Origin of the sequence: Lentzea sp. NPDC006480 (assembly GCF_040611995.1) — a bacterium.
Lineage (GTDB): Bacteria > Actinomycetota > Actinomycetes > Mycobacteriales > Pseudonocardiaceae > Lentzea.
In genome coordinates this window covers 16,902-42,433 of the sequence record NZ_JBEXPJ010000064.1, presented here as the reverse complement: position 1 = coordinate 42,433, position 25,532 = coordinate 16,902, and the positions used below count along the sequence as shown (strand labels likewise).

At 67.5% G+C, this 25,532-nt stretch carries 30 protein-coding genes; 18 read left to right on the top strand and 12 right to left on the bottom strand.

The window, feature by feature from the left end; translation table 11 throughout:
* Positions 1-51 precede the first annotated feature (51 nt).
* The 6 genes from ABZX92_RS24410 to ABZX92_RS24385 all read left to right on the top strand — a co-directional run bounded on the left by ABZX92_RS24410 (position 52) and on the right by ABZX92_RS24385 (position 5,634).
* Positions 52-1,050: an ABC transporter permease gene (locus ABZX92_RS24410; protein WP_355563559.1), complete on the top strand. Its 999-nt coding sequence runs from the start codon at positions 52-54 to the stop codon at positions 1,048-1,050.
* A gap of 25 nt (positions 1,051-1,075) precedes the next feature.
* A complete protein-coding gene (locus ABZX92_RS24405) occupies positions 1,076-1,975 on the top strand; it encodes an ABC transporter permease (RefSeq protein WP_355563556.1) in 900 nt (299 codons plus the stop codon).
* A 32-nt stretch (positions 1,976-2,007) separates the two neighbouring features.
* Positions 2,008-3,141 (top strand): ABC transporter ATP-binding protein, encoded by a 1,134-nt coding sequence (locus ABZX92_RS24400; RefSeq protein WP_355563553.1) that lies wholly within the window; start codon positions 2,008-2,010, stop codon positions 3,139-3,141.
* Positions 3,138-4,130 carry a dipeptide ABC transporter ATP-binding protein gene (locus ABZX92_RS24395; protein ID WP_355563542.1) on the top strand — a complete coding sequence of 331 codons (993 nt, stop codon included), beginning with the start codon at positions 3,138-3,140 and terminating at the stop codon, positions 4,128-4,130. Before ABZX92_RS24400 ends, ABZX92_RS24395 begins: the two co-directional genes overlap by 4 nt.
* Positions 4,131-4,207: 77 nt before the next feature.
* On the top strand, positions 4,208-5,044 hold the full coding sequence (gene mshB, locus ABZX92_RS24390) for an N-acetyl-1-D-myo-inositol-2-amino-2-deoxy-alpha-D-glucopyranoside deacetylase (protein ID WP_355563540.1): 837 nt from the start codon (positions 4,208-4,210) through the stop codon (positions 5,042-5,044).
* A gap of 173 nt (positions 5,045-5,217) precedes the next feature.
* Positions 5,218-5,634 (top strand): hypothetical protein, encoded by a 417-nt coding sequence (locus ABZX92_RS24385; RefSeq protein ID WP_355563537.1) that lies wholly within the window; start codon positions 5,218-5,220, stop codon positions 5,632-5,634.
* Here ABZX92_RS24385 and ABZX92_RS24380 read toward each other — a convergent pair.
* Positions 5,610-6,251 carry a GNAT family N-acetyltransferase gene (locus ABZX92_RS24380; RefSeq protein WP_355563534.1) on the bottom strand — a complete coding sequence of 214 codons (642 nt, stop codon included), beginning with the start codon at positions 6,249-6,251 and terminating at the stop codon, positions 5,610-5,612. The two genes, ABZX92_RS24385 and ABZX92_RS24380, sit on opposite strands and share 25 nt — an antisense overlap.
* 225 nt (positions 6,252-6,476) lie before the next feature.
* Between ABZX92_RS24380 and fdxA the strand changes: the two genes are divergently transcribed.
* Both fdxA and dapC read left to right on the top strand, forming a co-directional pair.
* Positions 6,477-6,803: a ferredoxin gene (gene fdxA / locus ABZX92_RS24375; protein WP_045318461.1), complete on the top strand. Its 327-nt coding sequence runs from the start codon at positions 6,477-6,479 to the stop codon at positions 6,801-6,803.
* Between the two features lie 2 nt (positions 6,804-6,805).
* Complete coding sequence (gene dapC / locus ABZX92_RS24370; RefSeq protein ID WP_355563551.1) at positions 6,806-7,897, top strand: succinyldiaminopimelate transaminase; 1,092 nt, start codon at positions 6,806-6,808, stop codon at positions 7,895-7,897.
* On the opposite strand, the gene ABZX92_RS24365 is transcribed toward dapC, so the two are convergent.
* The 3 genes from ABZX92_RS24365 to ABZX92_RS24355 form a co-directional block, all read right to left on the bottom strand.
* The gene (locus tag ABZX92_RS24365) at positions 7,887-8,792 is read right to left on the bottom strand and encodes a hypothetical protein (RefSeq protein WP_156213904.1); all 906 of its coding nucleotides are present in this window, start codon (positions 8,790-8,792) and stop codon (positions 7,887-7,889) included. The genes dapC and ABZX92_RS24365 overlap by 11 nt on opposite strands.
* An 85-nt stretch (positions 8,793-8,877) precedes the next feature.
* Positions 8,878-9,870, bottom strand: a complete 993-nt coding sequence (gene dapD, locus ABZX92_RS24360) for a 2,3,4,5-tetrahydropyridine-2,6-dicarboxylate N-succinyltransferase (protein WP_355563532.1) — start codon at positions 9,868-9,870, stop codon at positions 8,878-8,880.
* 72 nt (positions 9,871-9,942) lie between these two features.
* A complete protein-coding gene (locus tag ABZX92_RS24355; protein WP_355563529.1) occupies positions 9,943-10,356 on the bottom strand; it encodes a hypothetical protein in 414 nt (137 codons plus the stop codon).
* A 59-nt stretch (positions 10,357-10,415) separates the two neighbouring features.
* Between ABZX92_RS24355 and dapE the strand changes: the two genes are divergently transcribed.
* Positions 10,416-11,483 (top strand): succinyl-diaminopimelate desuccinylase, encoded by a 1,068-nt coding sequence (gene dapE / locus ABZX92_RS24350; protein ID WP_355563526.1) that lies wholly within the window; start codon positions 10,416-10,418, stop codon positions 11,481-11,483.
* Positions 11,484-11,534: 51 nt separating this feature from the next.
* Here the strand turns inward: dapE and ABZX92_RS24345 are convergent, their stop codons facing one another.
* Positions 11,535-12,716, bottom strand: coding sequence for an RNA-guided endonuclease TnpB family protein (locus tag ABZX92_RS24345; RefSeq protein ID WP_355563523.1), 1,182 nt, complete (start codon positions 12,714-12,716; stop codon positions 11,535-11,537).
* 163 nt (positions 12,717-12,879) lie between these two features.
* Between ABZX92_RS24345 and ABZX92_RS24340 the strand changes: the two genes are divergently transcribed.
* On the top strand, positions 12,880-13,656 hold the full coding sequence (locus ABZX92_RS24340) for a TIGR00730 family Rossman fold protein (protein ID WP_355563520.1): 777 nt from the start codon (positions 12,880-12,882) through the stop codon (positions 13,654-13,656).
* Positions 13,656-14,189: a TIGR00730 family Rossman fold protein gene (locus ABZX92_RS24335; protein WP_355563517.1), complete on the top strand. Its 534-nt coding sequence runs from the start codon at positions 13,656-13,658 to the stop codon at positions 14,187-14,189. Before ABZX92_RS24340 ends, ABZX92_RS24335 begins: the two co-directional genes overlap by 1 nt.
* Here ABZX92_RS24335 and ABZX92_RS24330 read toward each other — a convergent pair.
* Both ABZX92_RS24330 and ABZX92_RS24325 read right to left on the bottom strand, forming a co-directional pair.
* A complete protein-coding gene (locus tag ABZX92_RS24330) occupies positions 14,160-15,212 on the bottom strand; it encodes a winged helix DNA-binding domain-containing protein (protein ID WP_355563514.1) in 1,053 nt (350 codons plus the stop codon). The genes ABZX92_RS24335 and ABZX92_RS24330 overlap by 30 nt on opposite strands.
* Before the next feature lie 10 nt (positions 15,213-15,222).
* Positions 15,223-16,716 carry a CocE/NonD family hydrolase gene (locus tag ABZX92_RS24325; protein WP_355563511.1) on the bottom strand — a complete coding sequence of 498 codons (1,494 nt, stop codon included), beginning with the start codon at positions 16,714-16,716 and terminating at the stop codon, positions 15,223-15,225.
* Positions 16,717-16,833: 117 nt separating this feature from the next.
* On the opposite strand from ABZX92_RS24325, the gene ABZX92_RS24320 reads away from it, so the two are divergent.
* Both ABZX92_RS24320 and ABZX92_RS24315 read left to right on the top strand, forming a co-directional pair.
* Complete coding sequence (locus tag ABZX92_RS24320; protein WP_355563508.1) at positions 16,834-17,172, top strand: hypothetical protein; 339 nt, start codon at positions 16,834-16,836, stop codon at positions 17,170-17,172.
* Positions 17,172-18,083: a glucosyl-3-phosphoglycerate synthase gene (locus tag ABZX92_RS24315; protein ID WP_355563505.1), complete on the top strand. Its 912-nt coding sequence runs from the start codon at positions 17,172-17,174 to the stop codon at positions 18,081-18,083. Before ABZX92_RS24320 ends, ABZX92_RS24315 begins: the two co-directional genes overlap by 1 nt.
* On the opposite strand, the gene ABZX92_RS24310 is transcribed toward ABZX92_RS24315, so the two are convergent.
* Genes ABZX92_RS24310 through ABZX92_RS24295 form a run of 4 tightly spaced genes read right to left on the bottom strand, consistent with a single transcriptional unit; the run spans position 18,015 to position 22,400 of the window.
* A complete protein-coding gene (locus ABZX92_RS24310; protein ID WP_355563503.1) occupies positions 18,015-19,307 on the bottom strand; it encodes an ATP-binding cassette domain-containing protein in 1,293 nt (430 codons plus the stop codon). The two genes, ABZX92_RS24315 and ABZX92_RS24310, sit on opposite strands and share 69 nt — an antisense overlap.
* Positions 19,304-20,653 carry an ATP-binding cassette domain-containing protein gene (locus ABZX92_RS24305; RefSeq protein WP_355563500.1) on the bottom strand — a complete coding sequence of 450 codons (1,350 nt, stop codon included), beginning with the start codon at positions 20,651-20,653 and terminating at the stop codon, positions 19,304-19,306. The genes ABZX92_RS24310 and ABZX92_RS24305 overlap by 4 nt, the downstream gene beginning before the upstream one ends.
* The gene (locus ABZX92_RS24300; RefSeq protein WP_355563497.1) at positions 20,623-21,246 is read right to left on the bottom strand and encodes a cytochrome d ubiquinol oxidase subunit II; all 624 of its coding nucleotides are present in this window, start codon (positions 21,244-21,246) and stop codon (positions 20,623-20,625) included. The genes ABZX92_RS24305 and ABZX92_RS24300 overlap by 31 nt, the downstream gene beginning before the upstream one ends.
* Positions 21,246-22,400 carry a cytochrome ubiquinol oxidase subunit I gene (locus tag ABZX92_RS24295; RefSeq protein ID WP_355563494.1) on the bottom strand — a complete coding sequence of 385 codons (1,155 nt, stop codon included), beginning with the start codon at positions 22,398-22,400 and terminating at the stop codon, positions 21,246-21,248. Before ABZX92_RS24295 ends, ABZX92_RS24300 begins: the two co-directional genes overlap by 1 nt.
* Before the next feature lie 118 nt (positions 22,401-22,518).
* Here ABZX92_RS24295 and ABZX92_RS24290 point away from each other — a divergent pair, with 118 nt between their 5' ends.
* Genes ABZX92_RS24290 through ABZX92_RS24270 form a run of 5 tightly spaced genes read left to right on the top strand, consistent with a single transcriptional unit; the run spans position 22,519 to position 24,751 of the window.
* On the top strand, positions 22,519-22,854 hold the full coding sequence (locus ABZX92_RS24290) for a helix-turn-helix transcriptional regulator (RefSeq protein WP_355563491.1): 336 nt from the start codon (positions 22,519-22,521) through the stop codon (positions 22,852-22,854).
* Positions 22,854-23,531, top strand: coding sequence for a permease prefix domain 1-containing protein (locus ABZX92_RS24285; protein ID WP_355563488.1), 678 nt, complete (start codon positions 22,854-22,856; stop codon positions 23,529-23,531). The genes ABZX92_RS24290 and ABZX92_RS24285 overlap by 1 nt, the downstream gene beginning before the upstream one ends.
* The gene (locus ABZX92_RS24280) at positions 23,528-23,824 is read left to right on the top strand and encodes a DivIVA domain-containing protein (RefSeq protein WP_355563485.1); all 297 of its coding nucleotides are present in this window, start codon (positions 23,528-23,530) and stop codon (positions 23,822-23,824) included. Before ABZX92_RS24285 ends, ABZX92_RS24280 begins: the two co-directional genes overlap by 4 nt.
* The gene (locus tag ABZX92_RS24275; protein WP_355563482.1) at positions 23,811-24,209 is read left to right on the top strand and encodes an SRPBCC family protein; all 399 of its coding nucleotides are present in this window, start codon (positions 23,811-23,813) and stop codon (positions 24,207-24,209) included. Before ABZX92_RS24280 ends, ABZX92_RS24275 begins: the two co-directional genes overlap by 14 nt.
* Entirely contained in the window at positions 24,209-24,751 is a 543-nt protein-coding gene (locus ABZX92_RS24270) for a DNA-3-methyladenine glycosylase I (RefSeq protein ID WP_355563548.1), read from the top strand. Before ABZX92_RS24275 ends, ABZX92_RS24270 begins: the two co-directional genes overlap by 1 nt.
* On the opposite strand, the gene ABZX92_RS24265 is transcribed toward ABZX92_RS24270, so the two are convergent.
* Positions 24,738-25,523: an enoyl-CoA hydratase-related protein gene (locus ABZX92_RS24265; RefSeq protein WP_355563479.1), complete on the bottom strand. Its 786-nt coding sequence runs from the start codon at positions 25,521-25,523 to the stop codon at positions 24,738-24,740. The two genes, ABZX92_RS24270 and ABZX92_RS24265, sit on opposite strands and share 14 nt — an antisense overlap.
* Positions 25,524-25,532 lie beyond the last annotated feature (9 nt).

Sequence of the window (25,532 nt, the reverse complement as noted above, 5' to 3'; positions counted from 1 at the left end):
GACCACGAGTCCGGTCCCGCCCGAGCCGGGTTGCCCCCTAGGAGCCCGCCCGTGATCCGCTACATCATCCGGCGCCTGCTGATCTCCATACCCATCCTGCTGATCGGCAGCTTCGCCTGTTACGTCCTCGTCGCCACCGCCGGAAACCCCTTGGCGGAAATGCGATTCCGGCCCGGTGTCACCGAAGCCGACATCAAGGCCGCCGAGATCTCCCTCGGCCTCGACAAGCCCGTCGTCGTCCGCTACTGGAACTGGCTCACCGACTTCGTGTCCGGTAACTGGGGCCAGAGCATCGCCCTCGGCCAGGCCAAGACCGCTGTCTTCCCGGCCGTCACCGACGCGCTGTGGACCACCGGACGACTCGTCATCGGTGCCGAACTCCTCGCTCTCACCCTGGGTGTCTCGGTCGGCGTGCTCGCCGCCGTGCGCCAGTACTCGATCTTCGACTACCTCGCCACCAGCACCGCGTTCCTGATGTTCTCGATGCCGATCTTCTGCGTCGCGGTCATCGTCAAGAACTACGGCATCCAGTTCAACAACGTCCTGGAGTCGATGGGGCTGGAGCGCTGGCTCACCACCGCGGGTCCGCGGCCAGGAGGGTTCAGCGGCAGCGTCGGCGACGTGATCTTCAAGTACACGGGCACGTTCCTGCTCCCGACGATCGCGCTGATGCTGATCAGCTTCGCCGCGTACAGCCGGTTCGAACGCGCCTCGATGCTGGAGATCCTGCACTCGGACTTCGTGCGCACCGCGCGGGCGAAGGGCATCTCGCAGAGCCGGGTGATCTTCCGGCACGCCTTCCGCAACGCGCTCATCCCCGTCGCCACGCTGTTCTCGCTGAACTTCGGTGCCGTGCTCTCGGGCGCGATCATCACCGAGACGGTGTTCGGCTGGGCCGGCATGGGCACGCTGCTGGTGAGCTCCGTGCGGCAGTTCGACCCGCCCATGCTGATGGGCTGGCTCGCCGTCACCGCGACCCTGATCGTGCTGTTCAACCTGATCGCCGACATCGTGTACGGCATCCTCGACCCTAGGATTCGCCTTGGCTAACATCAACTTGGCGTCCGAGGGCGGCGTGGTGAACAGCGCTCCGCAGTCCGACGCGCACGAGTTCGACGCCACCAAGACCCGCACGCAGGGTCAGCTCGTGCTGGGGCGCTTCCTGCGCCACCGGCTCGCGATGGTGAGCTTCGGCGTGTTCGTGCTCCTCGTGCTGTTCGCGTTCCTCGGCCCGTTCATCTGGACCTACGACTTCGAGGACGTGTCCAGCAAGTCCTACCAGCCGATGAGCGGCGTCCACCCGCTCGGCACCACCCAGGTCGGCAAGGACATGCTGGCACTGCTCATGCGCGGTACCGGCTACTCGCTGCAGATCGCGTTGATCGTGGCCGCGCTGGCGACCGCCATCGGCGTGGTTTTCGGTGCACTGGCCGGCTATCTGCGCGGTTTCGTCGACACGGCGCTGATGCGGCTGGTCGACCTGTTGCTGATCATCCCGCAGATCGCGGTCGCCGCGATCGTCGTCAAGGGCTTCTCCGGCAGCTGGTACGTCGTCGCGCTGGTGCTCGCGTCATTCGCTTGGATGCAGATCGCCCGCATCACCCGCGGTGAGACGCTTTCCTTGGCACAGCGGGAGTTCATCGAGGCAGCGCGGGCCTGTGGCGCGTCGACGCCGCGGATCATCTTCAAGCACCTGGTGCCGAACATGATCGGCAGCATCACCGTCAACGCCACGCTGGCGATCGCGAGCGCGGTGCTCACCGAGGCCGCGCTGTCGTTCCTGGGACTGGGCGTCCAGCCCCCGGACACCTCGCTCGGCGTGATCGTGCTGGAGAACTACGGGCAGTTCCTGAACCGGCCGTGGCTGTTCTGGGGTCCGTTCATCGTGCTCGTGTCGCTCTCCCTGGCCGTCAACTTCATCGGTGACGGCCTGCGCGACGCGTTCGACCCGAGGCAGACGAAGGTGCGTGCCTGATGACCAGTGTTTCCGAACTGTCGGAGGACTTCATGCCCTCCGGTGACACCACCGCGCCGCTGCTCTCGGTGAAGAACCTGAGCGTCACGTTCCCGACCGACGACGGTGATGTCCGCGCCGTGCGCGACGTCTCGTTCGACCTGAACTCCGGCGACGTGCTGGGGATCGTCGGCGAGTCGGGTTCCGGCAAGTCCGTGTCCTCCATGGCGATCATGGGCCTGCTGCCGAAGAACGCCGTCATCGAAGGTTCGATCCGCTACCGCGGTGAGGAGCTGAACGGCCGCACCTACAAGCAGATGCAGCCGTTCCGCAGCAAGCACATCTCGATGATCTTCCAGGACCCGATGACGTCGCTGAACCCCGTCTACACCGTGGGGTGGCAGCTCGCCGAGACCTACCGCGCGCACCACGACGTCTCGAAGAAGGCGGCGTGGGCCAAGGCGGTCGAGTCGCTGGAGCTGGTCGGCATCCCGCAGCCGGACAAGCGCGCTTCCCAGTACCCGCACGAGTTCTCCGGCGGCATGCGGCAGCGCGTGGTCATCGCGATGGCGATCATCAACGACCCCAGCGTGATCATCGCCGACGAGCCGACCACCGCGCTCGACGTGACCGTGCAGGCGCAGATCCTGGACACGATGCTGAGGCTGCAGAAGGAGACCGACGCGGCGATCGTGATGATCACCCACGACCTCGGCGTGGTCGCGGGCATGGTCAACCGCGTGCAGGTGATGTACGGCGGCACCGTGGTCGAGTCCGGCCCGGTCGACGACGTCTTCGAACGGCCGCGGATGCCTTACACCGTGGGACTTCTGGGCTCGGTGCCGAACCCGGCCTCGCTGGGCAAGCGGCTCACCCCGATCAAGGGCGCGCCGCCGTCCCTGGTGAACCTGCCGACCGGTTGCTCGTTCTCGCCGCGCTGCCCGCTCGTCGCGGACGTGTGCCACGAGTGGGAGCCGCTGCTGGAGGAGGCGGGCGCCGCGAACCACACGACGCGGTGCCACCGCTGGGAGCACCTGGTGACGATCGAGCAGCCGCAGCGGCTGTTCCTGCACGAGGAGATCGGCACGATCGAGAACCCGGCGGTGTTCGCCGCGGCCAACCCCGACGAGTCGCTCGAAGTGACTGCCGTGCACGGAACTCTGGTTTCTGATGAGGAGGCGAAGTGACCGCGCCACTGCTGGAGGTCACCGACCTCGTCAAGGAGTTCCCCGTGCGGGGCAAGGGAATCATCCCGCGCAGCATCGGCACGGTGCAGGCCGTGTCCGGTGTCTCGTTCACCCTGCACCCCGGTGAGACGCTCGGCCTGGTCGGCGAGTCCGGCTGCGGCAAGTCCACGACCGGGCGCGCGATCCTCCAGCTGCACAAGCCCACCTCGGGCTCGGTGAAGTTCGAGGGCCGCGAGCTCACGTCCATGACCAACAAGCAGCTGCGGCCGTTGCGCAAGGACATCCAGATCGTCTTCCAGGACCCGTACGCGTCGCTGAACCCCAAGTGGCAGGTCAACGACATCATCGCGGAACCGTTGCGGATCCACGGTGTCGAGGGCGGCGTGCAGCGGCGGGTCAACGAGCTGATGGAGCTCGTGGGTCTGAACCCCGAGCACCGCAACCGTTATCCGCACGAGTTCTCCGGCGGTCAGCGGCAGCGCATCGGCATCGCCCGCGCACTGGCGCTGAACCCGCGCTTCATGGTGCTGGACGAGCCGGTGTCCGCTTTGGACGTCTCGGTGCAGGCCGGTGTCGTGAACCTGTTGGAGGAGCTGCAGGATCGGCTCGGGCTCGCGTACCTCTTCGTCGCGCACGACCTCTCGGTGGTGCGGCACATCTCGGACCGGGTCGCGGTGATGTACCTCGGCAAGATCATCGAGATGGGCGAGCGGGAGACCATCTACAGCAGGCCGATGCACCCGTACACGCAGGCGTTGCTGTCGGCGGTTCCGATGCCGGATCCCAAGCAGGAGCGCAAGCGACAGCGGATCGTGCTGACGGGTGACGTGCCGTCGCCGGTCAATCCGCCGTCGGGATGCCGGTTCCGGACGCGGTGCTGGAAGGCGCAGGACATCTGCGCCACCGAGGAACCGAAGCTGGAACTGCGCGGTGGGCCGGACGGAACGTTGTCCGCGTGCCACTTCGCGGAGGAACGTTCGGTGGTTTAAGCGCATCGCTGACCAAATGAGATCCTTAGCAAAGGCCGCCTTTATCAACTGATGAGGGCGGCCTTTACTCTGTTTCAGTGACGCTGACTGCCCCACCACGGTTGCTCTTCGTGCATGCCCACCCGGACGACGAGAGTCTCTGGACTGGCGGCACCATCGCGCGCTACGCCTCAGCGGGCGCGCACGTCACGGTCATCACCTGCACGCTGGGGGAAGAGGGCGAGATCATCCCGCCCGCACTCGCCCACCTGGCCGCGAGGGAAGCCGACCAGCTGGGCGGGTACCGCGTCGGCGAGCTGAGATCAGCCTGCGCCGCGCTGGGCGTGACCGACCACAGGTTCCTCGGCGGCATCGGCAGGTGGCGTGACTCCGGCATGGTCGACGTGCCGTCCAACGCGAAGGCGCGCGCGTTCATCCAGGGATCCCTCGACGACCAGACCGCCCAGCTGGTCGAGATCCTGCGCGAGGTCAAGCCTCAGGTCGTCGTGAGCTACGACGCGTTCGGCGGCTACGGCCACCCGGACCACATCCGCGCGCACGAGATCACCGTGGCCGCGTGCGCTGTCGTTTCCGACGTCGAGCGGGTGTTCTACGCGGTGACGTCCCGCGACGCGACGAACGCCGGTGTGGCCGCGCTGGAGAACGTGCCGGAGGCGTTCCGGCTGCCTGAGCCCGGCGAGCTGCCGGTGACGCCAGATGAAGAGATCACAACGGTTGTCGACGTGTCCGAGCACCTGACGGCGAAGCGACGCGCGTTGCGTGCACACTCGACGCAGGTCAGTGTGTGGGACGGCGGGTACGCGCTGTCGAACAACATCGCGCAGCCGCTGGTCGGCGCGGAGTTCTACGTGCTGGCCAAGGGCTCCGCGGAGGGCGCGGCCACAGATCTGTTCGGAGGACTGGGTGACCGGTAGCGCGATGACCGCAATCGTCACCGGGTTGTTCTGGCGCTCAGCAGGGCACCTCGCGGCCCCACCCCCGCGCCCCCATATGCCCGATATGAGGACGCGGGGGTGGGACCACGATGCACCCGTCTGACCACCAGAACAACGCGGCAACGGTTAGCGGTCACCGCGCTAGCGCGCGAGTGTTCTTGTTGCTGCTCCTCTGCGCAGAGGCAGCAATGCTCGCCGTGCTGGAAACGATGTTCCTGCCCCTGCGCTTCGACGGCACGCTGCTGCCGAAGCTGGGGGACTTCCCGTTCCCGATCATGATCGTGGTGGCCGCCGTCACCACGCCGTTGCTGGTGCAGTGGGCGGCCGCGCTGTCCGAGCGGGTGCTGTCCGCCGCGCTGCCGTTGATCATCTGGTTCCTGACGCTGATGGTCTTCGGCTACCTCGAACCCGGCCACGCCAGCGGCAGCCCGTACCTGCTGCTGCAGGACTGGCGGGGTCTGCTGATGCTCGCCGGCGGCGCGTTGACGGGTGCGGTGGCCGTGGGTGCCGTGATGGCGCGCAACGCCGCCAACCGGCCCGGCCTCTACGAGACCGCGGGCACCCAGTAGCGGTAGCGGTGGTGTTCGGTGCAGCCGAGCTCCTCGTAGAGCCGGATCGCCGCCTCGTTGTGCTCGGCCACCTGCAGTGCGCACGTCGTGGCACCCTGGTCGAGGCCCCAACCCGCCAGTTCGCCCATCAGCTGCCGCGCCAGGCCCTTGCGGCGGTGTGACGGCCGCACGGCGAGGCGGGCGACGTGCAGCACGTCCTCGACGACCGCGCCCCGGACGGCCGCGACGACCGCGCCCCCCTCGGTGAGGCTCGCGAAGCAGAGGTTCTCGCTCGAACCGAGCACGTGCCGCTGGGCGGCGGAGACCTCGGATCCGGCCGTGAGTTCCCACCATCCGGGAAGATCACGACTTTCCGCTACGCCGTCGGCGAACTTCTCCAGCGGACCGGTCATCACCAGCGACTCCGCGCCGCCGGGGTGATCGAGATCCACGATCCAGCCCGCGTCCCGGATCGCTCGTTCGCTGCTTGAGGCGTTCACCACGTGCGCGGTGGGTTTGATGCCGTGCTCGCGCGCGAACCCCGCGGTCGCGGCGAGCGCGTCCGGAATCGGCATGCCGGGATCACCGCAGGTCAGCGTGCTGTTGGCGCGACCGGTGAACCCGTCTGCGGCGCGCATCAACCAGTCTCCTAGCTGAACTTCTGCCAGGGCGGGCCATGCTTGCGCGCAGAGCGATTCCAGGTGATCCACGGTGTGCACGCGTTCATCCTGTCCCAAGCCCGTCTCAGCTGATGGAGTGACGTGGAACACCGTGCCGCTAAGGCAAGCCTGACCGGGTGATACTCGAACGTGCCGCGTACTCTCCGGCTTGCGCGGTGTGACCAGATGAAGTTGGAGAGCGCAGTGACTTATGTGATCGCCCAGCCGTGCGTAGACCTGCTCGACAAGGCGTGCATCGAAGAGTGCCCTGTCGACTGCATCTACGAAGGCGACCGGATGCTCTACATCCACCCGGACGAGTGCGTGGACTGTGGTGCGTGCGAACCGGTGTGCCCGGTGGAAGCCATCTACTACGAGGACGACGTCCCCGACGAGTGGAAGGACTACACCAAGGCGAACGCGGACTTCTTCGTCGAGCTCGGCTCGCCGGGTGGCGCGTCGAAGGTCGGCAAGGTGTCCGCCGACCCGGAGTTCGTGAAGGTGCTCGAGCCGCAGGCTGAGGGGCATTGATCATCAATCGCCGAGGTCCGGCCCTGCCGGACTTCCCGTGGGACTCGCTGTCCGACCACGCCGCCAAGGCGCGCAAGCACCCCGGTGGCGTGGTCGACCTGTCCGTCGGCACGCCCGTCGACGCGGTTCCCGCGGTGATCCAGTCCGCTCTGCAGTCGGTCGCCGACATCCCCGGCTACCCGACGACCCACGGCACTCCCGAGCTGCGCGCGGCCTTCGTGGCCGCGGTCGAGCGGCGCTACGGGATCGTGGGGCTTTCCGCTGACGCGGTGCTGCCCACCATCGGCTCCAAGGAGCTGGTGGCGTGGCTGCCGACGCTGCTCGGCGTCGGTCCCGGCGACATCGTGGCCGTGCCGTCCGTGGCGTACCCGACGTACGAGGTCGGCGCGCTGCTGGCGGGTGCTTCGGTGGTGCGCCTGGCCGACGGGGAGAAGCCGCCGGCCGGCACCCGGCTGGTGTGGCTGAACTCGCCGTCGAACCCGACCGGGCGCGTGTTGTCCGCTGCGCAGCTGCGTGACGCTGTTGAGGCCGCCCAGGCCGTTGGCGCGGTGGTCGCTTCCGACGAGTGCTACCTCGCGCTGCCGTGGGACGCCTCGCCGGTGTCGGTGCTGCATCCGTCCGTTGTGGACTCTTTCGACGGTGTTCTCGCCGTGCACTCGCTGTCGAAGTCGTCCTCGCTGGCGGGGTACCGGGCCGGGTTCATCACCGGCGACCCGGAGCTGATCGCGGGCCTGTTGGAGCTGCGCAAGCACGCGGGCATGATCGTGCCGCGGCCGGTGCAGGAGGCCATGCGGGCTGCGCTGGAGGACGACGCGCACGTCGTTGAGCAGCGTGCGCGGTACCTGGCTCGTCGTGAGGTCCTGAAGCCCGCCCTGGAAGCGGCCGGGTTCACGGTGTCGCACTCCGAGGCGGGGCTGTACCTGTGGTCGACACGCGGTGAGGACGCCTGGGAGACGATCTCCTGGCTGGCCGACCGCGGGATTCTCGCTGCTCCCGGCACGTTCTACGGACCTGCGGGGGAGAAGCACGTGCGAATCGCTCTCACGGCCACTGACGAGCGCATTGCCGCAGCGGCCGAGCGCCTCAAGGCTTGAGTGCGGACCAGACTCTTCGCGTGAACTGGTTGGGCGGCACCGCGTCGGTGGTGAGCCGGACGCTGGTGCTGATCGAGTCTCCGCTCAGGCCGAGACCGAGCACCAGGTGCCAGTGCAGGTCCCAGAGGTCCTGGAACGCGTCCAGCTCCACGTCCGCGTCCGCGCTCACGTGCAGCACGGCCGGTTCCGCGACCCGGACGACCCGCTCGACCGCCCGCACGTCCCGCGTGTTCGTGCGGAAGCTGAAGGCCAGGTCGACCGTCTCGCTGTCCAGCCCGTACGTGGCGTACGAGTGGCAGCGGTGGTGCGGGAGCGACAGCGGCTGGTTCGTCTCCAGGTAGAGGTCGCCCTCGAACCGCAGCGTCGGCGAGTGCTGGCTGAGGGTGGCCCTGGCGCTGACGAACTCCCAGCCCGGCATGTCCAGCTTGGGGACCAGCAGTTCCAGAACCTCGCCGCGGCGGGCACTTCTGGTGCGTTCGCCGGAGCGCCACGGGATTTCCCTGCTGTAGGGCTCCTTCTTCGTCACGAACACGTACGGCGCGTTGTCCGTCTGCAGGCTCAGGACGACGACCGTGCGTCGTGGCGCCCAGTCGAACGCGACCGTCGTCAGGCCGGGCGCGACGCCGTCGAAGTGGCTCTCCACCCTGGGCCACCAGCTCGACAGCTCCTCCGCCGGCGCGCCCTTGACGTACCGGCCCTTCTCGTCGACACCGACGATCCACATGGCCTCGGAACCTCTGGCGGCGTTGCAGAGGGCGGCGATCTGCCGGGCCGCTTTGCCGTGGTCGATCGGCCACTGGGTCTTGAACTCCACGAAGGAGTCCTCCGACTGCGCCCCCTCCAGGGCACGCTCGATGGCGGCGCGAGCGTTCAACTCGAGTCGCTGTTTCAGCACGTGCACCTCCCTGAGCCGGCAAGGGCCCAGCCTGCCTCAGCAGACCGGGCCCCAGACACTGAATTCTCCCTGAAAGCGGCTGTGCTCAGTCGTTCGCGTGCAGCGCGGCGTTCAGTTCGACACCGGTGCCTTTTCGGGGCTTGACCAGGACCGTGCCGGTGACCGAGTCGCGGATGAAGAGCAGGTTGTTCTGGCCGCTCAGGGTGAGGGCCTTGACGACCTCGCCGTTCGGGCCGGTGACCTTGGTGCCCGCGGTGATGTAGAGGCCGGCTTCGACCACGCAGTCGTCGCCCAGGGAGATGCCCAGACCCGCGTTGGCGCCGAGGAGGCAGCGTTCGCCCACGGAGATGACCTGCTTGCCGCCACCGGACAGGGTGCCCATGATCGAGGCGCCGCCGCCCACGTCCGAGCCGTCGCCGACGATCACGCCGCCGGAGATCCTGCCCTCGACCATGCTGGTGCCGAGGGTGCCCGCGTTGAAGTTGACGAATCCCTCGTGCATGACGGTGGTGCCGGCGGCCAGGTGGGCGCCCAGGCGGACTCGGTCCGCGTCCGCGATTCGGACTCCCGCGGGGACCACGTAGTCGACCATGCGGGGGAACTTGTCGATGCCGTAGACGGTGACTGGGCCGCGTACGCGCAGGCGGGTCCTCGTCTGCTCGAAGCCGTCCACCGCGCAGGGGCCGTGGTTGGTCCAGACGACGTTGGTCAGGAGACCGAAGAGGCCGTCGAGGTTGGCGCCGTGGGGCTTGATCAGGCGGTGGCTGAGGAGGTGGAGCCTGAGCCAGACGTCGTAGGTGTCTCGTGGGGGCTGGGTCAGGTCTGTGGTGACCTTCACACCGACCACCTCGACGTTGCGCTCCGGGTCCTCGCCCAGGAGTTTCGCCGCTGACTCGCCCAGAGCTTCCGCGACTTCGGCGGAGGAGACGCGGGTGGTGGTCAGGCCTGCTGACTCTGCTGCCACCTCGGCCGCCACCTCTGCTGGGGCGTCGGTGAGGGCAGGGGACGGGTACCAGGTGTCTAGGACGGTGCCGTCCGGGGTCACTGTGGCCAGGCCGATGCCGTATGCGGTGCTCACGGGGCCGAGCCTAGTCCGGGCCGCCTTCGGCGTCCTGCGCGTGGCCCGAAGCCTCACCAACGGCGGTCGATCTCAATCCGGTACGTCCGCCGAGAAGTAGAGGGAGCCCAGGTCGCCCCTGGTGGCGATCAGGGCCTCATTGCACTTGGACTGGCGGGCGTCGGTGCTGGAGACGTTGTCGACGTTGACGTCGGCGCACTTGTGGGCCTCGAAGTCGCCTACTGCGGTCATCAGGCGGGGGAGGACCTCGCTCACGTCGTCTTGGACGTGTTTGCCCTGAAGCGCCTTGTCCAGTTTGCGGGTCATCGAGCTCACTCGGGTCACCCAGGCCGCGCAGTCCGCCGGGGTGCCGCTGTGCTGCGAGGCGCAGGGGGCGGTGAAGAGGGTGCGGATTTCGCCGCACTGGCGGTCGCAGGCTGCTGGGGGATCGCCGCAGCCCGTGGTCATGAGGAGCAAGGGGATGACCAGGAGTGTGCGCTTGATCACGCTGCGCACGGTATCGGCTGAACGGACCAGTGCCCAAGTGGGCTTAGTAGGGTTGGGGGGTGTCGGACACCCTTGATCTCTTCGCTGACCCCGTTGAGTTGACGACCGCGTTGGTGGATGTGCGCAGCGTGTCCGGGGAGGAGGCGGAGATCGCGGATCTGGTGGAGCGATCGCTGCGGGTGCATGCGCCGCATCTTGAGATCACTCGATCGGGGAACGCTGTGTTGGCGCGGACGAACCTCGGGCGGGAACGCCGGGTTGTGCTGGCCGGGCATTTGGACACGGTGCCGATCAACCAGAACTTTCCGAGCCGGCGCGAGGGCGAGATCTTGCACGGGTGCGGGACTGTGGACATGAAGGGCGGGGACGCGGTCATGCTCGGGATCGCGGCTCGCAGTGCTGAGGCGCGGCACGACCTGACGTTCGTGTTCTACGACTGCGAGGAGATCGAGGCCGAGCGGAACGGGCTCACTCGTATTCAGCGCGACCTCGAAGACTGGTTGACGGGCGACCTCGCGATCGTTTGCGAGCCGTCCAACGGGACGGTCGAGGCCGGATGTCAGGGCACGATGCGGATCGAGATCAGGACTACCGGGAAGCGGGCGCACACCGCGAGAGCGTGGATGGGCGAGAACGCCATCCACGGGATGGGCGAGGCGTTGCGGCGGCTGGAGGCGTATGTGCCTCGGCAGCCGGAGATTGACGGGTGTCAGTACCACGAGGGACTGCAGGCCGTGAAGATCAGCGGTGGGGTGGCCGGCAACGTGGTGCCGGACGAGGCCGTGCTGACGGTCAACCACCGGTTTGCGCCTGACCGGACGGCGGAGCAGGCGGAACAGCATCTGCGTGAGGTCTTCGAAGGCTTCGACGTGACGGTTACCGACGTTGCCGGGGGTGCGTTGCCCGGGCTCGGGGCGCCCGCGGCGCAGGAGCTCGTGCGGGCCGCTGGAGGGACGCCGGTGGCGAAGCTCGGGTGGACGGATGTCGCGCGGTTCGCGGCGTTGGGGATGCCCGCGGTCAATTTCGGGCCTGGGGATCCGACGTTGGCGCACACCAAGGAAGAGAACGTGCCGGTCCGTCAGATCACCGGGTGTTTCGACGTGCTTGAGCGATTTTTGCTTGCCTGATCACTAATATCTCAGTGTTGACTTCCTCCTCCTCGTGAACGAGGAGGAGTCCTATGGCTCGCGCCGCAGGGTTTTCTGCTTCGTCACCGTCCGCCCGCCCGGAGTGTTCCGTTGAGGTCTTACGTCGGCTCCACAGACTGTCGCCGCCAGCCCGGCGGCCAGGATGTTGCGTGCCGCGTTCACGTCCCGGTCGTGGATCGTGCCGCAGCCACAGGCCCAGGTGCGCAGGCGCACCGGCATCGCCTCCGCGAGCGCGCCGCAGACCGAGCACAACTTGGACGACGGGAACCAGCGATCCACCACGATCACGTCCCGCCCGTACCAGCGCGCTTTGTACTCCAGCAGTTGCCGGAACTGCCGCCAGCCCGCATCTCTGATTGCACGGGCGAGACGACGGTTACCGACCATGTTGGACACCGCCAGATCCTCGATCACGAGCGTTTGGGTCTCACGCACGAGCCGAGTAGTGATCTTGTGCAGAAAGTCCGTGCGTCGATCGGTGATCCGGGCGTGCACACGGGCGACCTTGACGCGGGCCTTGTCCCGGTTGCTGCTGGCAGGCTGCTTGCGGCACAAGGCCCGCTGAGCCCTGACCAGGCGTTTGCTGTCGCGGCGTTCGTGCCGGGGATTGCCGATCTTCTCCCCGGTCGACAGGACCAGCAGGTGATCGAGACCGGCGTCGATGCCCACCACCGCATCAGTGGTGGGAAATGGCCGTACACCAGCGTCTTCGCACAGCAGGGAAACGAACCAGCGTCCTGCCGCGTCCCGCGACACCGTCACCGTCGAGGGCGTCGCCCCTTCGGGCAGCGGCCTCGACCAGCGGATGTCCAGCGGCTCGGCCAGCTTCGCCAGGATCAACACCCCGTCACGCCAGCGGAACGCCGACCGCGTGTACTCGGCGCTGGCACGCGACTTCTTCCGCGACTTGAACCGCGGATATCGGGCACGCTTGGCGAAGAACTGGGAGAACGCTGTCTGCAGATGTCGCAACGCCTGCTGCAGCGGCACCGACGACACGTCGCTGAGAAATGGCAGCTCTTCGGTGCGCTTCCAGGCCGTCAGCAACGCCGACATGGCGTTGTAACCGACCCGTTCCCCGCGCTGCGTCCACGCCTCTGTGCGAGCCTGCAACGCCAGGTTGTACACCTTGCGAACACACCCGAAAGTACGCGAAAGCTCCAATGCTTGCGCTTCGGTCGGATGGAAGCGATACCGAAACGCCCGCTTCACCTGCCCATTCACCGTTCACAAACCAGCAAACTGCTTTGCGTCCCAACGCGGACGGTCGCCATCGCCGTGTTGCCAGGACAGTGAGCGTCGATCCGTGCCACCGCTTCGCATGGGTCCGATTCCTCCCCGCCATGACGGGCGGGGGCTTCTCGGAGGATTTCAGATGACGGAAGACAAGAACGGTGTTGTGGACGAACGTCCCAAGGAGAAGATGCGCGGGCCGGTAGTGCTGCGGCGCGGGCGCCGGGACGAGTTGACCACGACCGACCAGCGGTTGCTGGATTCTCGTGGGCCCTCGGACTGGGTGCACACGGATCCGTGGCGGGTGCTGCGGATCCAGGCCGAGTTCGTGGAGGGGTTTGGGGCGCTGGCCGAGGTGCCCAGTGCGGTGACGGTGTTCGGATCGGCGCGGACCGGGCGGGACCACCCCGAGTACCAGCTCGGGCGTGACCTCGGGAAGGCGCTGGCCGAGGCCGGCTTCGCGGCCATCACCGGTGGTGGGCCAGGTGCGATGGAGGCGGTCAACCGGGGGTGCTCGGAGGCCGGTGGGTTCTCGATCGGGCTCGGCATCGAGCTGCCGTTCGAGCAGGGGCTCAACCCGTGGGTCGATCTCGGGGTGAACTTCCGGTACTTCTTCGTGCGCAAGACGATGTTCATCAAGTACTCGCAGGCGTTCATCTGTTTGCCGGGTGGTTTCGGCACGCTGGACGAGCTGTTCGAGGCGCTGACGTTGGTGCAGACCAAGAAGGTCACGAAGTTCCCGGTGGTGTTGTTCGGGAAGTCGTACTGGCAGGGGCTGTACGACTGGATCAGGGACGCGGTTCTCGAAGGTGGCAAGGTGGGGGAGAAGGACCTCGCGCTGCTGCACCTGACGGACGACATCGACGACGCGGTGCGCGTGGTCAAGGAAGCACACCAGGCATGGGCGGACTCGCACTGATGTATGTCGCTGTGTACTGCGGGTCGTTGAGCACGGTGCCGCAGAGCTATGTCGACCTCGCGGCCGAGGTGGGGCGCCAGATCGCGAGCCGCGGCTGGAACCTGGTCTGGGGCGGCGGGCAGACGTCGATGATGGGCGCGGTGGCTCGGGAGGCTCGTGCCGGCGGGGCGCACACCTACGGGGTGATCCCCAAGGGGCTGGCCACCAGGGAGATCGCGGACCGGGAGTCGACGGAGCTGCACGTCGTCGACACCATGCGCGAGCGCAAGAAGATGATGGACGACAAGGCGGACGCGTTCCTCACGTTGCCAGGTGGCATCGGGACCGCGGAGGAGTTCTTCGAGGTGTGGACGGCCGGGGTGCTCGGCATGCACCAGAAGCCGGTCGTGCTGCTGGACGTCGACAACCACTACAAGGGACTTGTCGAGTGGCTGACCGAGTTGCGGGACAAGGGTTTCGTCTCGCACGCGGCGTTGAAGTCACTCGTGGTGACCGACGACGTGTCAGTTGCTCTTGACGCTTGCGTCGTCTAGTCCCTTGGCCTGAGCGAGGATCTGGGCCTCCGGCAGGAGATCCGGCAGCGGGCGGTACGGCGTGGCAGTCACCTCGAACCGCTTGCCGGACACCACCCTGCCCTGCCAGGAGCCCGCGATCTCGCCGTCGACCAGGATCGCGCCGCGGCGGCCCAGGATGCGGAAGATGTCCTTCTGGGCGGCCTTGTCCGGCAGCAGCAGGTCCCGGTCACGAGCCTGCAGGTACGGGTCGGTCGGCGGGAGCAGGCGCACGTCCGGTGGTTCGGCGTCGGCGATCTCCACGTCTTCCGGCAGCCACGCCTGCCGGCCCTCGACGGTCACCTCGACCAGGCCTTCCGCGGGCCACTGCTTCTTGACCTCGCGGGTGGTCGTGCCGAAGTAACCGGCCACTTCGGACGGTCCGGCCGGGCCGTGCAACGTGAGGTAGCGGTGCACCAGCTCGTGGAAACCGGCGGTCTTGCGCGGGACTCCCGGCCAGCCGTGGATCCGTTCGAACGTCACGGTCTTCTCGCCGGGGATGATCCGCAGCCCGGCCGGCAGCGCGCCGAGCCGGAAGATCGGGTCGCTGACGTGCTCGGTCTGACAGCTGCGGCAGGCTTCGATCGTCTGCTTGGGCGCCAACGGGGTCAGGGCCTTGCTGAGATCGCCCTTTGTCGTCGGCTTGGTGACGATGGACCGCATCGCGGTGGCGATGTGCCGCAGCGACGCCAGCATGTCGTCGACCTTCGGGCGGGAGGCGCGGGCCAGGGCGTCCTTGTCGCTCCACGGCCACAGCGCGCGGGCGAACGCCTTCAGTTCTCCGGCGCGGTGCAGGTGGGGAGCGCCGCGCACGGACCAGGTCACGACGAACTCGTCCACGGAGGGCTCGGCGAGTCGGGCGGCGAGGCTCAGCACGGCCGAACCGGTGGTGTTGTCCTGGACGCCCAGGGAGAACACCGCCAGCTCGGCCGCGTCGGAGATCCGCCGGTCCAGCTCGTGCTGATGGATCCGGTGGAAGAGCACCTGCTGCCGGGTGAGGTCCACCCGGACATTCTTACGCCTTCGGCACCGTCAAGCTCGACGGTCCGAACGTGACGGTCGATCCCCGTGTCGATTCCGTTAGATAGCGGGGATCGACCGTGTCGATCACCAGTGCGATCCGGTTGCCCGCGCCCACGTTCCACACGGTCGGCTCGAGCTCGACGTCGAGCGTCTGCGTGCGGCCCGCACCGGTCACCTTGACCGGCTTGTGCGTGATCAACGAGCCCAGGCCCAGCGGTCCGACCTCGTACAGGTACGCGAACAACGTGGTGGTCTCCGCGCTCGGCGTCACCGTCAGGCTGAGCTTCGGCGTGCCGGCGAGCGTTGCGCCGTTCGGGTACTGCGGACCGCCCCACACGCCCGCGAGGTTGCGGTCGATGAACGGCAGCGACACCCCGGTCGGGATGTTCAGGAACCCTTGCAGCGCACCGGAGAGCAGGATCGCGCCGCTGTCGGCGACGGTGTTCCAGCCCGCGTGGATCTTCTTGCCGTCGAGCTGCATCGTGTCTGCGGCGCCTGCTGGCCACGCGCCGAACTTCTTCCACGTGCCGCCGTTGTTGGGCTTGAGCTGCACGGGTTGTTCGGCGTCGACGCCGTTGGCCGAGCCCTTGACGTAGCGGTCGAACCAGCGGCCGACCGACTCCCAGATCTCGTTGGGCAGGCCTGCCGCGCCGAACAGTTCGGCGGTGGCGTGGTCGCCCGGCGAGAGCATGAGTCGCTTGGGGCCGGTGAGCTTGCCGTAGAAGTCGGCGACCTGGCCCGGCGCGAAGATGCCGTCGTTCCAGGCGTTGCCGAGCAGCACGGCGGTGCCGTTGGCGTTGATCTGGTCGATCTTCGAGGCTGCCGAACGGCCCGCGGAGATCGGCACGACCTCCCAGAACCTGCCGTCGCGATAGGCGTCCTCCGCCTCGTTCAGGACGGGGCCGGGACGTCCGGTGGCGTGCCCTGCCGCGAGCAGGACCTCCACGGCCTGCTTGTTCACGGTGGCGTTCGGGTAGAGCGAGCGGGCCAGGTCGGTCCACGTGCTCAACGCGGCCGCCGCCTTGATGCGCTTGTCGTTGGCCGCCGCGAGGAGCGATTGACCAGCGCCGTAGGAGATCCCGGCGACGCCGACCTTCGTGCCGTCGGCTTTCGCGTTGGCGATGGCCCAGTCGATGACTTTGCTGACGTCGCCGACCGTGTCCGGGCCGGCGATGTCGATCTCACCGCCGGAGTCCCAGAAGCCGCGGCTGGTGTAGCTCACCACGACGTAGCCGGACTCCTTGGCGAGCTTGGCGGCCGCGCCGACGTACTCGATGTCGGGCACCGCCCAGCTGGACGGCATGACGAGCAACGGGAAGGGACCGTTGCCGATTCCGGTCGGTTCGACGACGAAGGCCTTCAGGGTGGTGCCACCGACGCCGGAGATCGACTTGTAGGAGATGGAGCTGCCGGGAGCCGCGAGGGCAACCGGAGCACCGAGCAGGGATGTGAGGAGTACCAGGACTAAAACAAGTGATCGTCGCACGCTGGTCCTCCTTGACCATGACGTAGATCACACAGGGTTGTTACTGGGGAGTAAACAGATTGCTACTCGCGGGTAGCAAGACGGTGTGAGCCAGCTCACTGTTTTACGCTGGGTGGCATGAACCGATTCCGCGTCACTGAGCTGCCGAAAGACCGCGTGCTGGTCGTTGCGCATCTGACCAGCGCGGACGCTTTGGGTCAGACCATTGATGACGGTGCCGACGTGGTGGAATTCGACGGCGAGCTGGAATTGCCGTCGCTGACCGAAACGTTGGATGTGGTGACGATCCCGCCGGGAGATGAGGATTTCACTCTCGCGGCTGCCACAGTGGCTGCGATGTCCGGAGTACGTGCCATTCGTGCATCTGACGTGCGGCAGGCGAGGAAGGTCGTGGAGATGGTCGCGAGCGTGACGGGAACCCGTCCGCCTGCCCGAGCGGTGCGGGCGCTCGCCTGATGCTGCCCGCCGTCGAAGCCTGGTTCGCCACGCACACCTGGCAGCAGCCGTCGTGGACGGTTGAGGAACTGGTGGCGTTGAAGCGAGGCCGGACCGTGTCGGTCGTGCTGCCCGCGTTGAACGAGGAAGAGACCGTCGGTGACGTCGTCGGCGTGGTCCGGCCGTTGCTCGGGACGCTGGTCGACGAGCTCGTGGTGATGGACTCCGGGTCGACCGACCGGACCGTGCTCGTTGCCGCTGAAGCCGGGGCGCGGGTGGTGCGGCGTGAGGACGTGGTGCCGTGGCTGCCGCCGTTGCCCGGCAAGGGTGAGGTGTTGTGGCGGTCGCTGGCCGCCACTTCTGGCGATCTGATCGTCTTCCTGGACTCCGATCTGGTGGATCCGGAGACCGCGTTCGTCACGGCGTTGCTCGGACCACTGCTGGAAGTTCCGGACGTGCATCTGGTGAAGGGGTTCTACCGGCGGCCCTTGCGGTTGGAGAGCTCCGGTGGCGGGCGGGTGACCGAGCTGGTGGCGCGGCCGTTGCTGAACACGTTGCGGCCGGAGCTTTCCGGTGTGGTGCAACCGCTCGGCGGCGAGTACGCGGCTACTCGGTCCTTTTTGGAGTCCGTCCCGTTCGCCGCCGGGTACGGGGTGGAGATCGGGCTGTTGCTGGACGTGCACCGGAGCTACGGGCTGTCCGCGCTGGCTCAGGTCAACCTGGGCGTGCGGAAGCACCGGAACCGGTCGCTGTTGCAGCTCGGCGTGATGTCCTCGCAGATCATGGGGACCGCGCTGGCCCGGTGTCAGGTGGAGTTCGACTCCGGGCCGCTGACGCAGTTCGTGCAGGTCGACGGCGAGTGGCTACCCGACTCGACCGACGTGCTCGTCGCGGATCGGCCCCCGATGGTGCACGTGGTCGAAGAGCGCTAGCTGCTCTTCGCGGTGGGTCACGACGAGTGCGGTGCCTTGGCAGTTGTCGAGGATCTTCGCCAGCACGCGGTCGGCCTGTTCGGGGTCGAGGCCCTCCGTCGGCTCGTCCATCAGCAGGACTGCGGGGTTCGCCAGCACTGATCTGGTGAGGATCAGGCGCTGCCGCTGGCCGCCGGAGATCTCCTCGCCGCGTTCGCCGACGACCTGGTCCCAGTCGAGGTCCAGCTCGGTGATGCTCGCGGCTCGGTCCAGTTCCTCTTGGGTGGCATCGGGTTTGGCCAGCAGGACGTTGGTGCGGACAGTGGTGTGGAAGACGTGCGCGTCGGCCAGTGCGCCTTTGCTGGGTTCGAGGCGGTGAGCGATGGCGTTGAGCAACGTGGTCTTGCCGATTCCGCTCGGGCCGACGATCGCGGTTCTTCCTCGCAGTTCTGGGGATTCCGGGTCATAGGCCGGTTCGGGTTCGTCGGTCGGTTCCGGCTTTGGCTTGGTGAGGGCGGCGAGCGGGATGGTGATCTCGAACGTCGCGATCGCGGCCATGATCAGCCAGGCGGGCTCGTGCTGGGCGAGCATGACGAGTGCCGTGCCGAACTGGACGGCAATCGCCAGTGGGGTCAGATCTCGGGTGCGTTCCTTGCGCGAGAGCTCTTTCGCGGTCCTGGTCGCTGCGTGGAGTTTGTCGTCGAACAGGCCGTAGGCGATCAGTTCTTCTTTGCTGTGCACCAGTTCCGTGGTTTGTTCGGTGAGCTTGGCGCGCAACGGCGTGAGGTCCTGCGGCTTGCGGATGGCGAGCCACGGGAGCAGTACGACGTTGATCAGCAGGCCGATCGCGAGAGGCGGGGAGAAGACCGCGACCACGGCGCTCACCAGGGCCGCGGTGATCCACGGCAGGGTGGCGCGGAGTTTGGTGTCGAGTTGCTGGTCGACGTTCGTGACGATGCGGGTCAGGGCCGTGCCGGACGGGATGTGGCGGCGGTTCGCGAGGTCGTCGTAGACCCGGCCGCGCAGTTCGACGGCCTCGCTGAGCACGGCTTTGTGGCTGGTCAGGCGTTCGAGGTAGCGCAGGGCTCCCTTGGCGAGCGCGAGCGTGCGGACCGCGACGATCGCCACGGTCAGGGCCTGCATCGGCGGGTGCTCGGCGGCGCGCATGATCAGCCAGGTCGCCGTCGCGGTGAGGCCGACGCCGGCCAGTTCGGCGAGAGTTCCGACGAGGATCGCGAGCTTCACACCGTCACCACCCTGTTGACCTCGTTGAGCAGCGTCGGCCGGTGCGCGACGATCACGGCCGTGCGACCTCGGGTGAACTCCCTCGTCGCCTGGAGGACAAGAGCTTCGGTTTCCGCGTCGAGGTGCGCGGTCGGTTCGTCCAGCAGGAACAAGCCCGCTTGCTGCCGGTCCAGCGCTTTGGCGAGCGCGACCCGTTGCTGCTCGCCGGACGACAGGTTGGCGGGCACCAGAGTGGGGCGTTGCGGCACCCACGACAGCGCTTCCAGCCAGGCTTTTCGGTCGATCTCGCGCAGGTCGACGCCATCGACGAGCACGCGGCCGTCGTCGGGCCGCACGAATCCCAGCAGCAGGCCCAGAATCGTGCTCTTGCCCGCACCGCTCGGCCCGACCAGCGCGATCCGGTCGCCGGGCTTGATCGTCAACGAGAAGTTCTTGAGGCTGCGGACTGAGACGTTGTCGAACACGATCTCGGCCTGAGCCAGGTCCGGTGGTTTGATTCCGGTGGTTTCGGTGCTGACGGGCACTTTGGCGAGCACTTCACGTCCTTGAGCGCTCGCGTGATATTGCGCTCCGGCGGCTCGCAGCGGCAGAAACGCCTCCGGTGCCAGGAAAAGCACGAGCAACGCGGTGAACAGCGGCACTCCGCCGTCGAGCAGCCTGAGGCCGACGGGCACCGCGACCATCGCCACCGACATCGTCGCGACCAGTTCCAGTACGAACGCCGACAGGAATGCGACTCGCAGCGCGGACATCGTCTCGGTCATGTGCTGGGCGGCGAGCTTGCGGACCGTCGTGGACTGCGCCTCGGCCCGGCCGAACGCCCGGAGCGTGCCGATTCCCTTGACCACGTCGAGGAAGTGACCGCCGAGCGTGGCCAGCGCGGCCCACTGACGGGCTGTGCGTTCGCGGGTGTGCGCGCCGACCAATGCACCGAAGATCGGGATCAACGGCAAGGTCAGCAGGATCGTGAGCGCGGCCGTCAGATCGGCGAACGCCAGCCTGATGACCACCGCCAGCGGGACGGCCACGGCCAGGATCTGTTGCGGCAGATAGCCGACGACGTACGGCGTCACGTCGTGCACGCCACGAGTGACCAGCGTGGCCACCTCGCCCGCCTTGGTTCCAGGCGAGCGCAGGAAGGCTTCGCGCAGCCGCAGGCGGGTGCGTTCGGCAGCGCGGTGAGCCATAGCGCGATGCACCCACCACACGAGCACTCGCAGGCCGATGACCAGGCACAGCAACAGGAACCCGGATCCGCCGCTCAGCACCGACGCCAGCAGTTCGGCCTGCGCCAGCACCAGGAACGGGATGGGGATCAGCGCGAGGAGATGGCGACGGTCGACCATTGCAGCAACACCACCAGCGGAATGATCGGGATCGCGACCCACGCGAGCAGGCCGAGCGTGTCGGTGTGCGCCATCAGGCCGGTGGTGCTGATCGAGCTGAACGCGAGCGGAATCGGCAGCGCGCACAGCAGGGCGGTCAACGGGAACAGCGTCCACCGCCGGGTCTGGAACACCCAGCCGTGCACCGCGAACACCACCGGCATGACGAGAGCGACAGGCCAGGGCGCATGAAGCAGGTGCGCGAGGAACAGACCCCAGCCAACGGAAACCATCAGCGCGCCGGCGAACACCAGCCAAGACCACAACCGCAGCTGTACCGCCGCCATGAACAACACCAGCCCGGCCAGCACCAGCGTGAACACCGAATGCGCGCCGGACAGCAGCTCGCCTTCGAGCCGCGGGAACGCCGCGAACAGCACACCGATCGCGGCCACCAGCCACACCTCGTTGCCCAGGAAGAACGGTGTCATCCGCCGCAACGTCTCGTCGCGCCGACGGAACGGCAGCAGCAGCCCGGTTCCGTAGTCGAATCCCGCCAACGCGAAGTACCCGACGACCAGCGTCCCGAGCACGACCAACCAGAGGATTTCCATCAGAGCGTCACCACCAGCGGCGAAACGGGAGCGGGCGCGACGTCCGGGCCGCGGCGGACCGCACGTGCGATCAACGCCCAGTCCACGCAGGCCAGCATCACGAACAGGGAAGAGAACACGATGAGGGACAACAAGATCTGCGAAGCGTCCACATGGGACACCGCGTCTTCGGTGCGCAACAGCCCGTACACCAGCCACGGCTGCCGGCCGACCTCGCGGAACACCCATCCGAAGATCGCCGCCGTGAACGGCAGCGGAATGCCGATCACCATGAGGTACAACGGGAAACGCATCCGGATCACGGCATCCTTGATCAGCAACGGCAGTGTGAGCCAGCTGACCGTCGTGAGCGTCATCCCGATCAGGATCATGAACCCGAGCGCCCAGCCCGGCGCGTTCTCGAACTTGCCCGGCTGCAGGTTCCCGATGATCGGGAACTGCGCGAACCCGGCCCCGATCAGGGACGGCGTGGCCAGCGCGGTCGTGACCACGCCCATCCGCAGCGACCGGCGGAAGAAGTCGACCTCGGTCGTGCGCTTGATGAAGTGGTAGGCGGACACTCCGGTGAGGAACACCCCGCCGACCGTGAGCGACGCGAAGACCACGTGCGTCAGCGCCGCGGTGAACGTCGGGTTGGTCAGCAGCGCGGAGAAGTCGTCCAGCCGCAACACGTTCCCGTCGAGCCGGTAGCCGACGGGGTGCTGAAGGAACCCGTTCGCCGCCATGATCCAGAACGCCGACGCGAAGGCGGTCAACGCGGTCAGGTACAGCAACGCCAGGTGCAGCCAGCGGTTCATCCTGCCCCAGCCGAAGATCCACAGCCCCAGGAAAGTCGACTCCAGGAAGAACGCGATCAGCGTCTCCATCGCGAGCGGCGCCCCGAACACGTCGCCGGCGTAGGTCGCGAGGCCCGACCAGTTCAGCCCGAACTGGAACTCCATCACGATGCCGGTGACGATTCCCAGCGCGTAGTTGATCACGTAGATCCGGCCCCAGAACCGGGTCATCCGCTCGTGCACGGGCGCTCTGGTCAGCGCGTACCGGGTCTGCATGATCACCAGCAGGGTCACCAGACCCAGCGTGAGCAGCACGAACAGGAAGTGGAACGAGGTCGTCGTCGCGAACTGGACGCGGGCGAGGTCTGCTGCGCTCATGAGTAGGGAGGCTATATGTAGCGCGGCTACTTATAGACGCTTTTGGGGAGAAGTCAGGGAGATCTCAGGGCTGTCTCAGGGATCCCTGCGGGTGGTCGCATCAGTAGACTCGCTACTCATGAAGCCCGACGCGCTGCGTGGCCACCTGGACGCGTTGTTGCTCGCCACGCTCGACGGCAGGCAGCTGCACGGTTACGCGATCATCGAGGCGTTGCAGGAGGGCAGCGGCGGTGCGCTCGACCTGCCGACCGGCACGGTCTACCCGGCGCTGCGCCGGCTGGAGCGCGCCGGGCACGTGGTCAGCGACTGGAGCACGGTCGGCGGCCGCAAGCGCCGCACGTACAAGCTCACGCAGGCGGGCCAGCGGGCGCTGAACGCCGAGCGCAGCGCGTGGCGCGAGTTCACGACGGTGATCGACGGGGTGCTGGGGGGTGGCAAGTGGGCGCAGACGTGATGAGAACAGACGTGATCGAGCGTTATGTGACCGATCTCGGGTCGCGGCTGCGGGGATCCCGCAGGCAGGTGCGCGATCTGCTCACCGAGACCCGCGACAGTCTGAGCGACGCGACCGAGGCTCATCTCGACCGCGGCCTGGACGAGGAAACGGCTCAGCGCAAGGCAGTCGAGGAGTTCGGCCCGGTCCGCGAGATCGCCGGGGAGTACCAGGCCGAGCTGGCCGTCGCGTACGGCGCCCGCACGCTGATCTGGCTCGCGATCGTGCTGCCGGTGATGCACGCGGCGTGGGAGATGGGCCGGATGTACTTCATCGGGCCGTGGCAGAACTTCGGCGGCCCGGTGCCGGCCTGGTACCTGTGGATCGCCAAGGCCAACGACATGACCAGCGGCATCTCCGCCGGCGTCGCGCTGGTCGCGCTGATCCTCGGTCGCGTGCTGGCCCGGCGGGTCGACGCGAGGCTGCTGGCCCGGATCGGCGGCGCGACCGCGTTGGTGTCGGTGTTGCTCGTGGTCCTCGGCAACGTGGCCATCCTGACCGCCACTTGGGGCGTCGACCCGCAACGGCTCGTGCAGTCGCTGCCGATGTCGATCGCGAGCTTCGCGACGTGGGCCGTGATCGTTCGGCTCGGTCTGCTCGCTCGTCGCGCGCTGAGCTGTGCCACGATCGTCGCGTGACCAACGCCCTGATCTACCTGATCGTGATGGTGGCCGTCGCGGCAGTGGTGTTCCTGCTCGCGGCGTTGGTGTTCGGGCGCGGCGAGGAGCTCGCCCCGCTGCCGCCCGGTGCCTCGCCGACGCGGCTGCCGTCGGAAGACATCACCGCGGAGGACGTCCGCGAGCTGAAGTTCCAGCAGGTGTTCCGCGGCTACAAGATGAGCGAGGTCGACTGGGTGCTGAGGCGCCTCGCGACCGAGGTCGGAGAGCTGCGGGCGCGCGTCGAGGAGCTGGAGAGCAGTGACCGAGCTTGAGCTGACGGTCGAGGTCGCCGCCCCGCCGGACACGATCTTCCGCGCGATGACCGACTGGGAACGCCAGTCGGAGTGGGTGTTCGGCACCCGCGTCTCCGTGGTGGAGGGTGACGGGAAGTCCGTCGGCAGCGAGATCGACGCCCGGACGTTCGGCGTCTCGGACCGGATGCGAATCACCCGCTGGGATCCGCCGCACGCAGTCGAGGTTCTCCACCTCGGGAAGGTTGTGCGCGGAACCGGGGTCTTCGCCGTGCGCGGCAGCCGTTTCGTGTGGACGGAACGCCTCGACGTGCCGTTCTTCTACCCGTTGGTGAAGCCGTTGTTCGTGCTGATGCTGCGCCGCTCTCTGCAGCGCTTCGCCCGTTTCGCCGAGGAGTACCGGTGATCGTCCGCTGCCCGTGGGGTGACTCCACCCCGGACTACATGGACTATCACGACACCGAGTGGGGCGTGGAGCTGCACGGCACCGAAGCGCTGTACGAGCGGATGTCGTTGGAGGCGTTCCAGTCCGGGCTTTCGTGGATCACGATCCTGCGCAAGCGCCCGGCGTTCCGCGCCGCGTTCGGCGACTTCGATCCCAAGCTGGTGGCGGAGTTCGGGCCTGCCGACGTGGAAAGGCTCATGTCGGACGCGGGAATCGTCCGGAACCGGATGAAGATCGACGCGGCCATCCACAACGCGCGCGTGATCGTCGAGGAAGATCTGGATCTCGACGCGCTGCTGTGGTCGTTCGCGCCTGAAGATCACGTGCGGCCCGCCACGTTCGCGGACGTTCCGGCGATCACCGCCGAGTCCAAGGCGATGGCCAAGGAACTGAAGCGCCGCGGCTTCAAGTTCCTGGGCCCCACCACTTGCTACGCGCTGATGCAGGCCACCGGGATGGTGGACGACCACATCGCCACGTGTTTTCGAGCTACTTCCCGATGAACTTCGGGGCGCGCTTGTTGACGAAGGCGTCGACGGCCTCGCGGTGGTCTTCCGTGGCGCCGCAGTCGGCCTGAGTCCGGCGCTCGGCTTCCAGCGCGTCCTCCAGCGTGCCGTCCGCGGCCGCCGCCAGCGCTTCCTTGATCTTCGCGTACGCCGTCGTCGGACCCTTGGCGAGCTTGGCGGCGAGCAGGTGCGCGGTCTCCAGCAGCTCCTCGTCCGGCACGACCTGGTTGACCATGCCGACCCGCAACGCCTCCTCGGCGCCGACCGGCTGGGCCAGCAGCATCATCTCCATCGCGCGGCCGTGCCCGATCAGCCGTGGGAGCGTGTACGACGCACCGGAGTCCGCGGTCAGGCCGACGTTCGCGAACGCCATCAGGAACTTCGCCGACTTGCCCGCGATGCGCAGGTCCGAGGCGTAGGCGAAGGACGCGCCCGCACCGGCCGCGCTGCCGTTGACGGCGGCGATCACCGGCTTCGGCATGCCGATCAGCTCGCGCACGATGGGGTTGTAGTGCAGCTCCACGGTGTGCAGCGGCGCGGGATCGCCTGCCTGCAGCAACCCGATGTGCTCCTTGAGGTCCTGACCCGCGCAGAACGCCCTGCCCGCACCCGTGATCACCACCGCGCGCACCGACTCGTCGGCCGCCGCCTCCTTCAGCGCGGCGAGGAACGACTCCTTCAGCGCGATGGTGAAGGCGTTGAACGACTCGGGGCGGTTGAACGTGAACGTGCGCACACCATCGGCGTCGTCGACGAGGAGCTCGGACACTGGACCTCC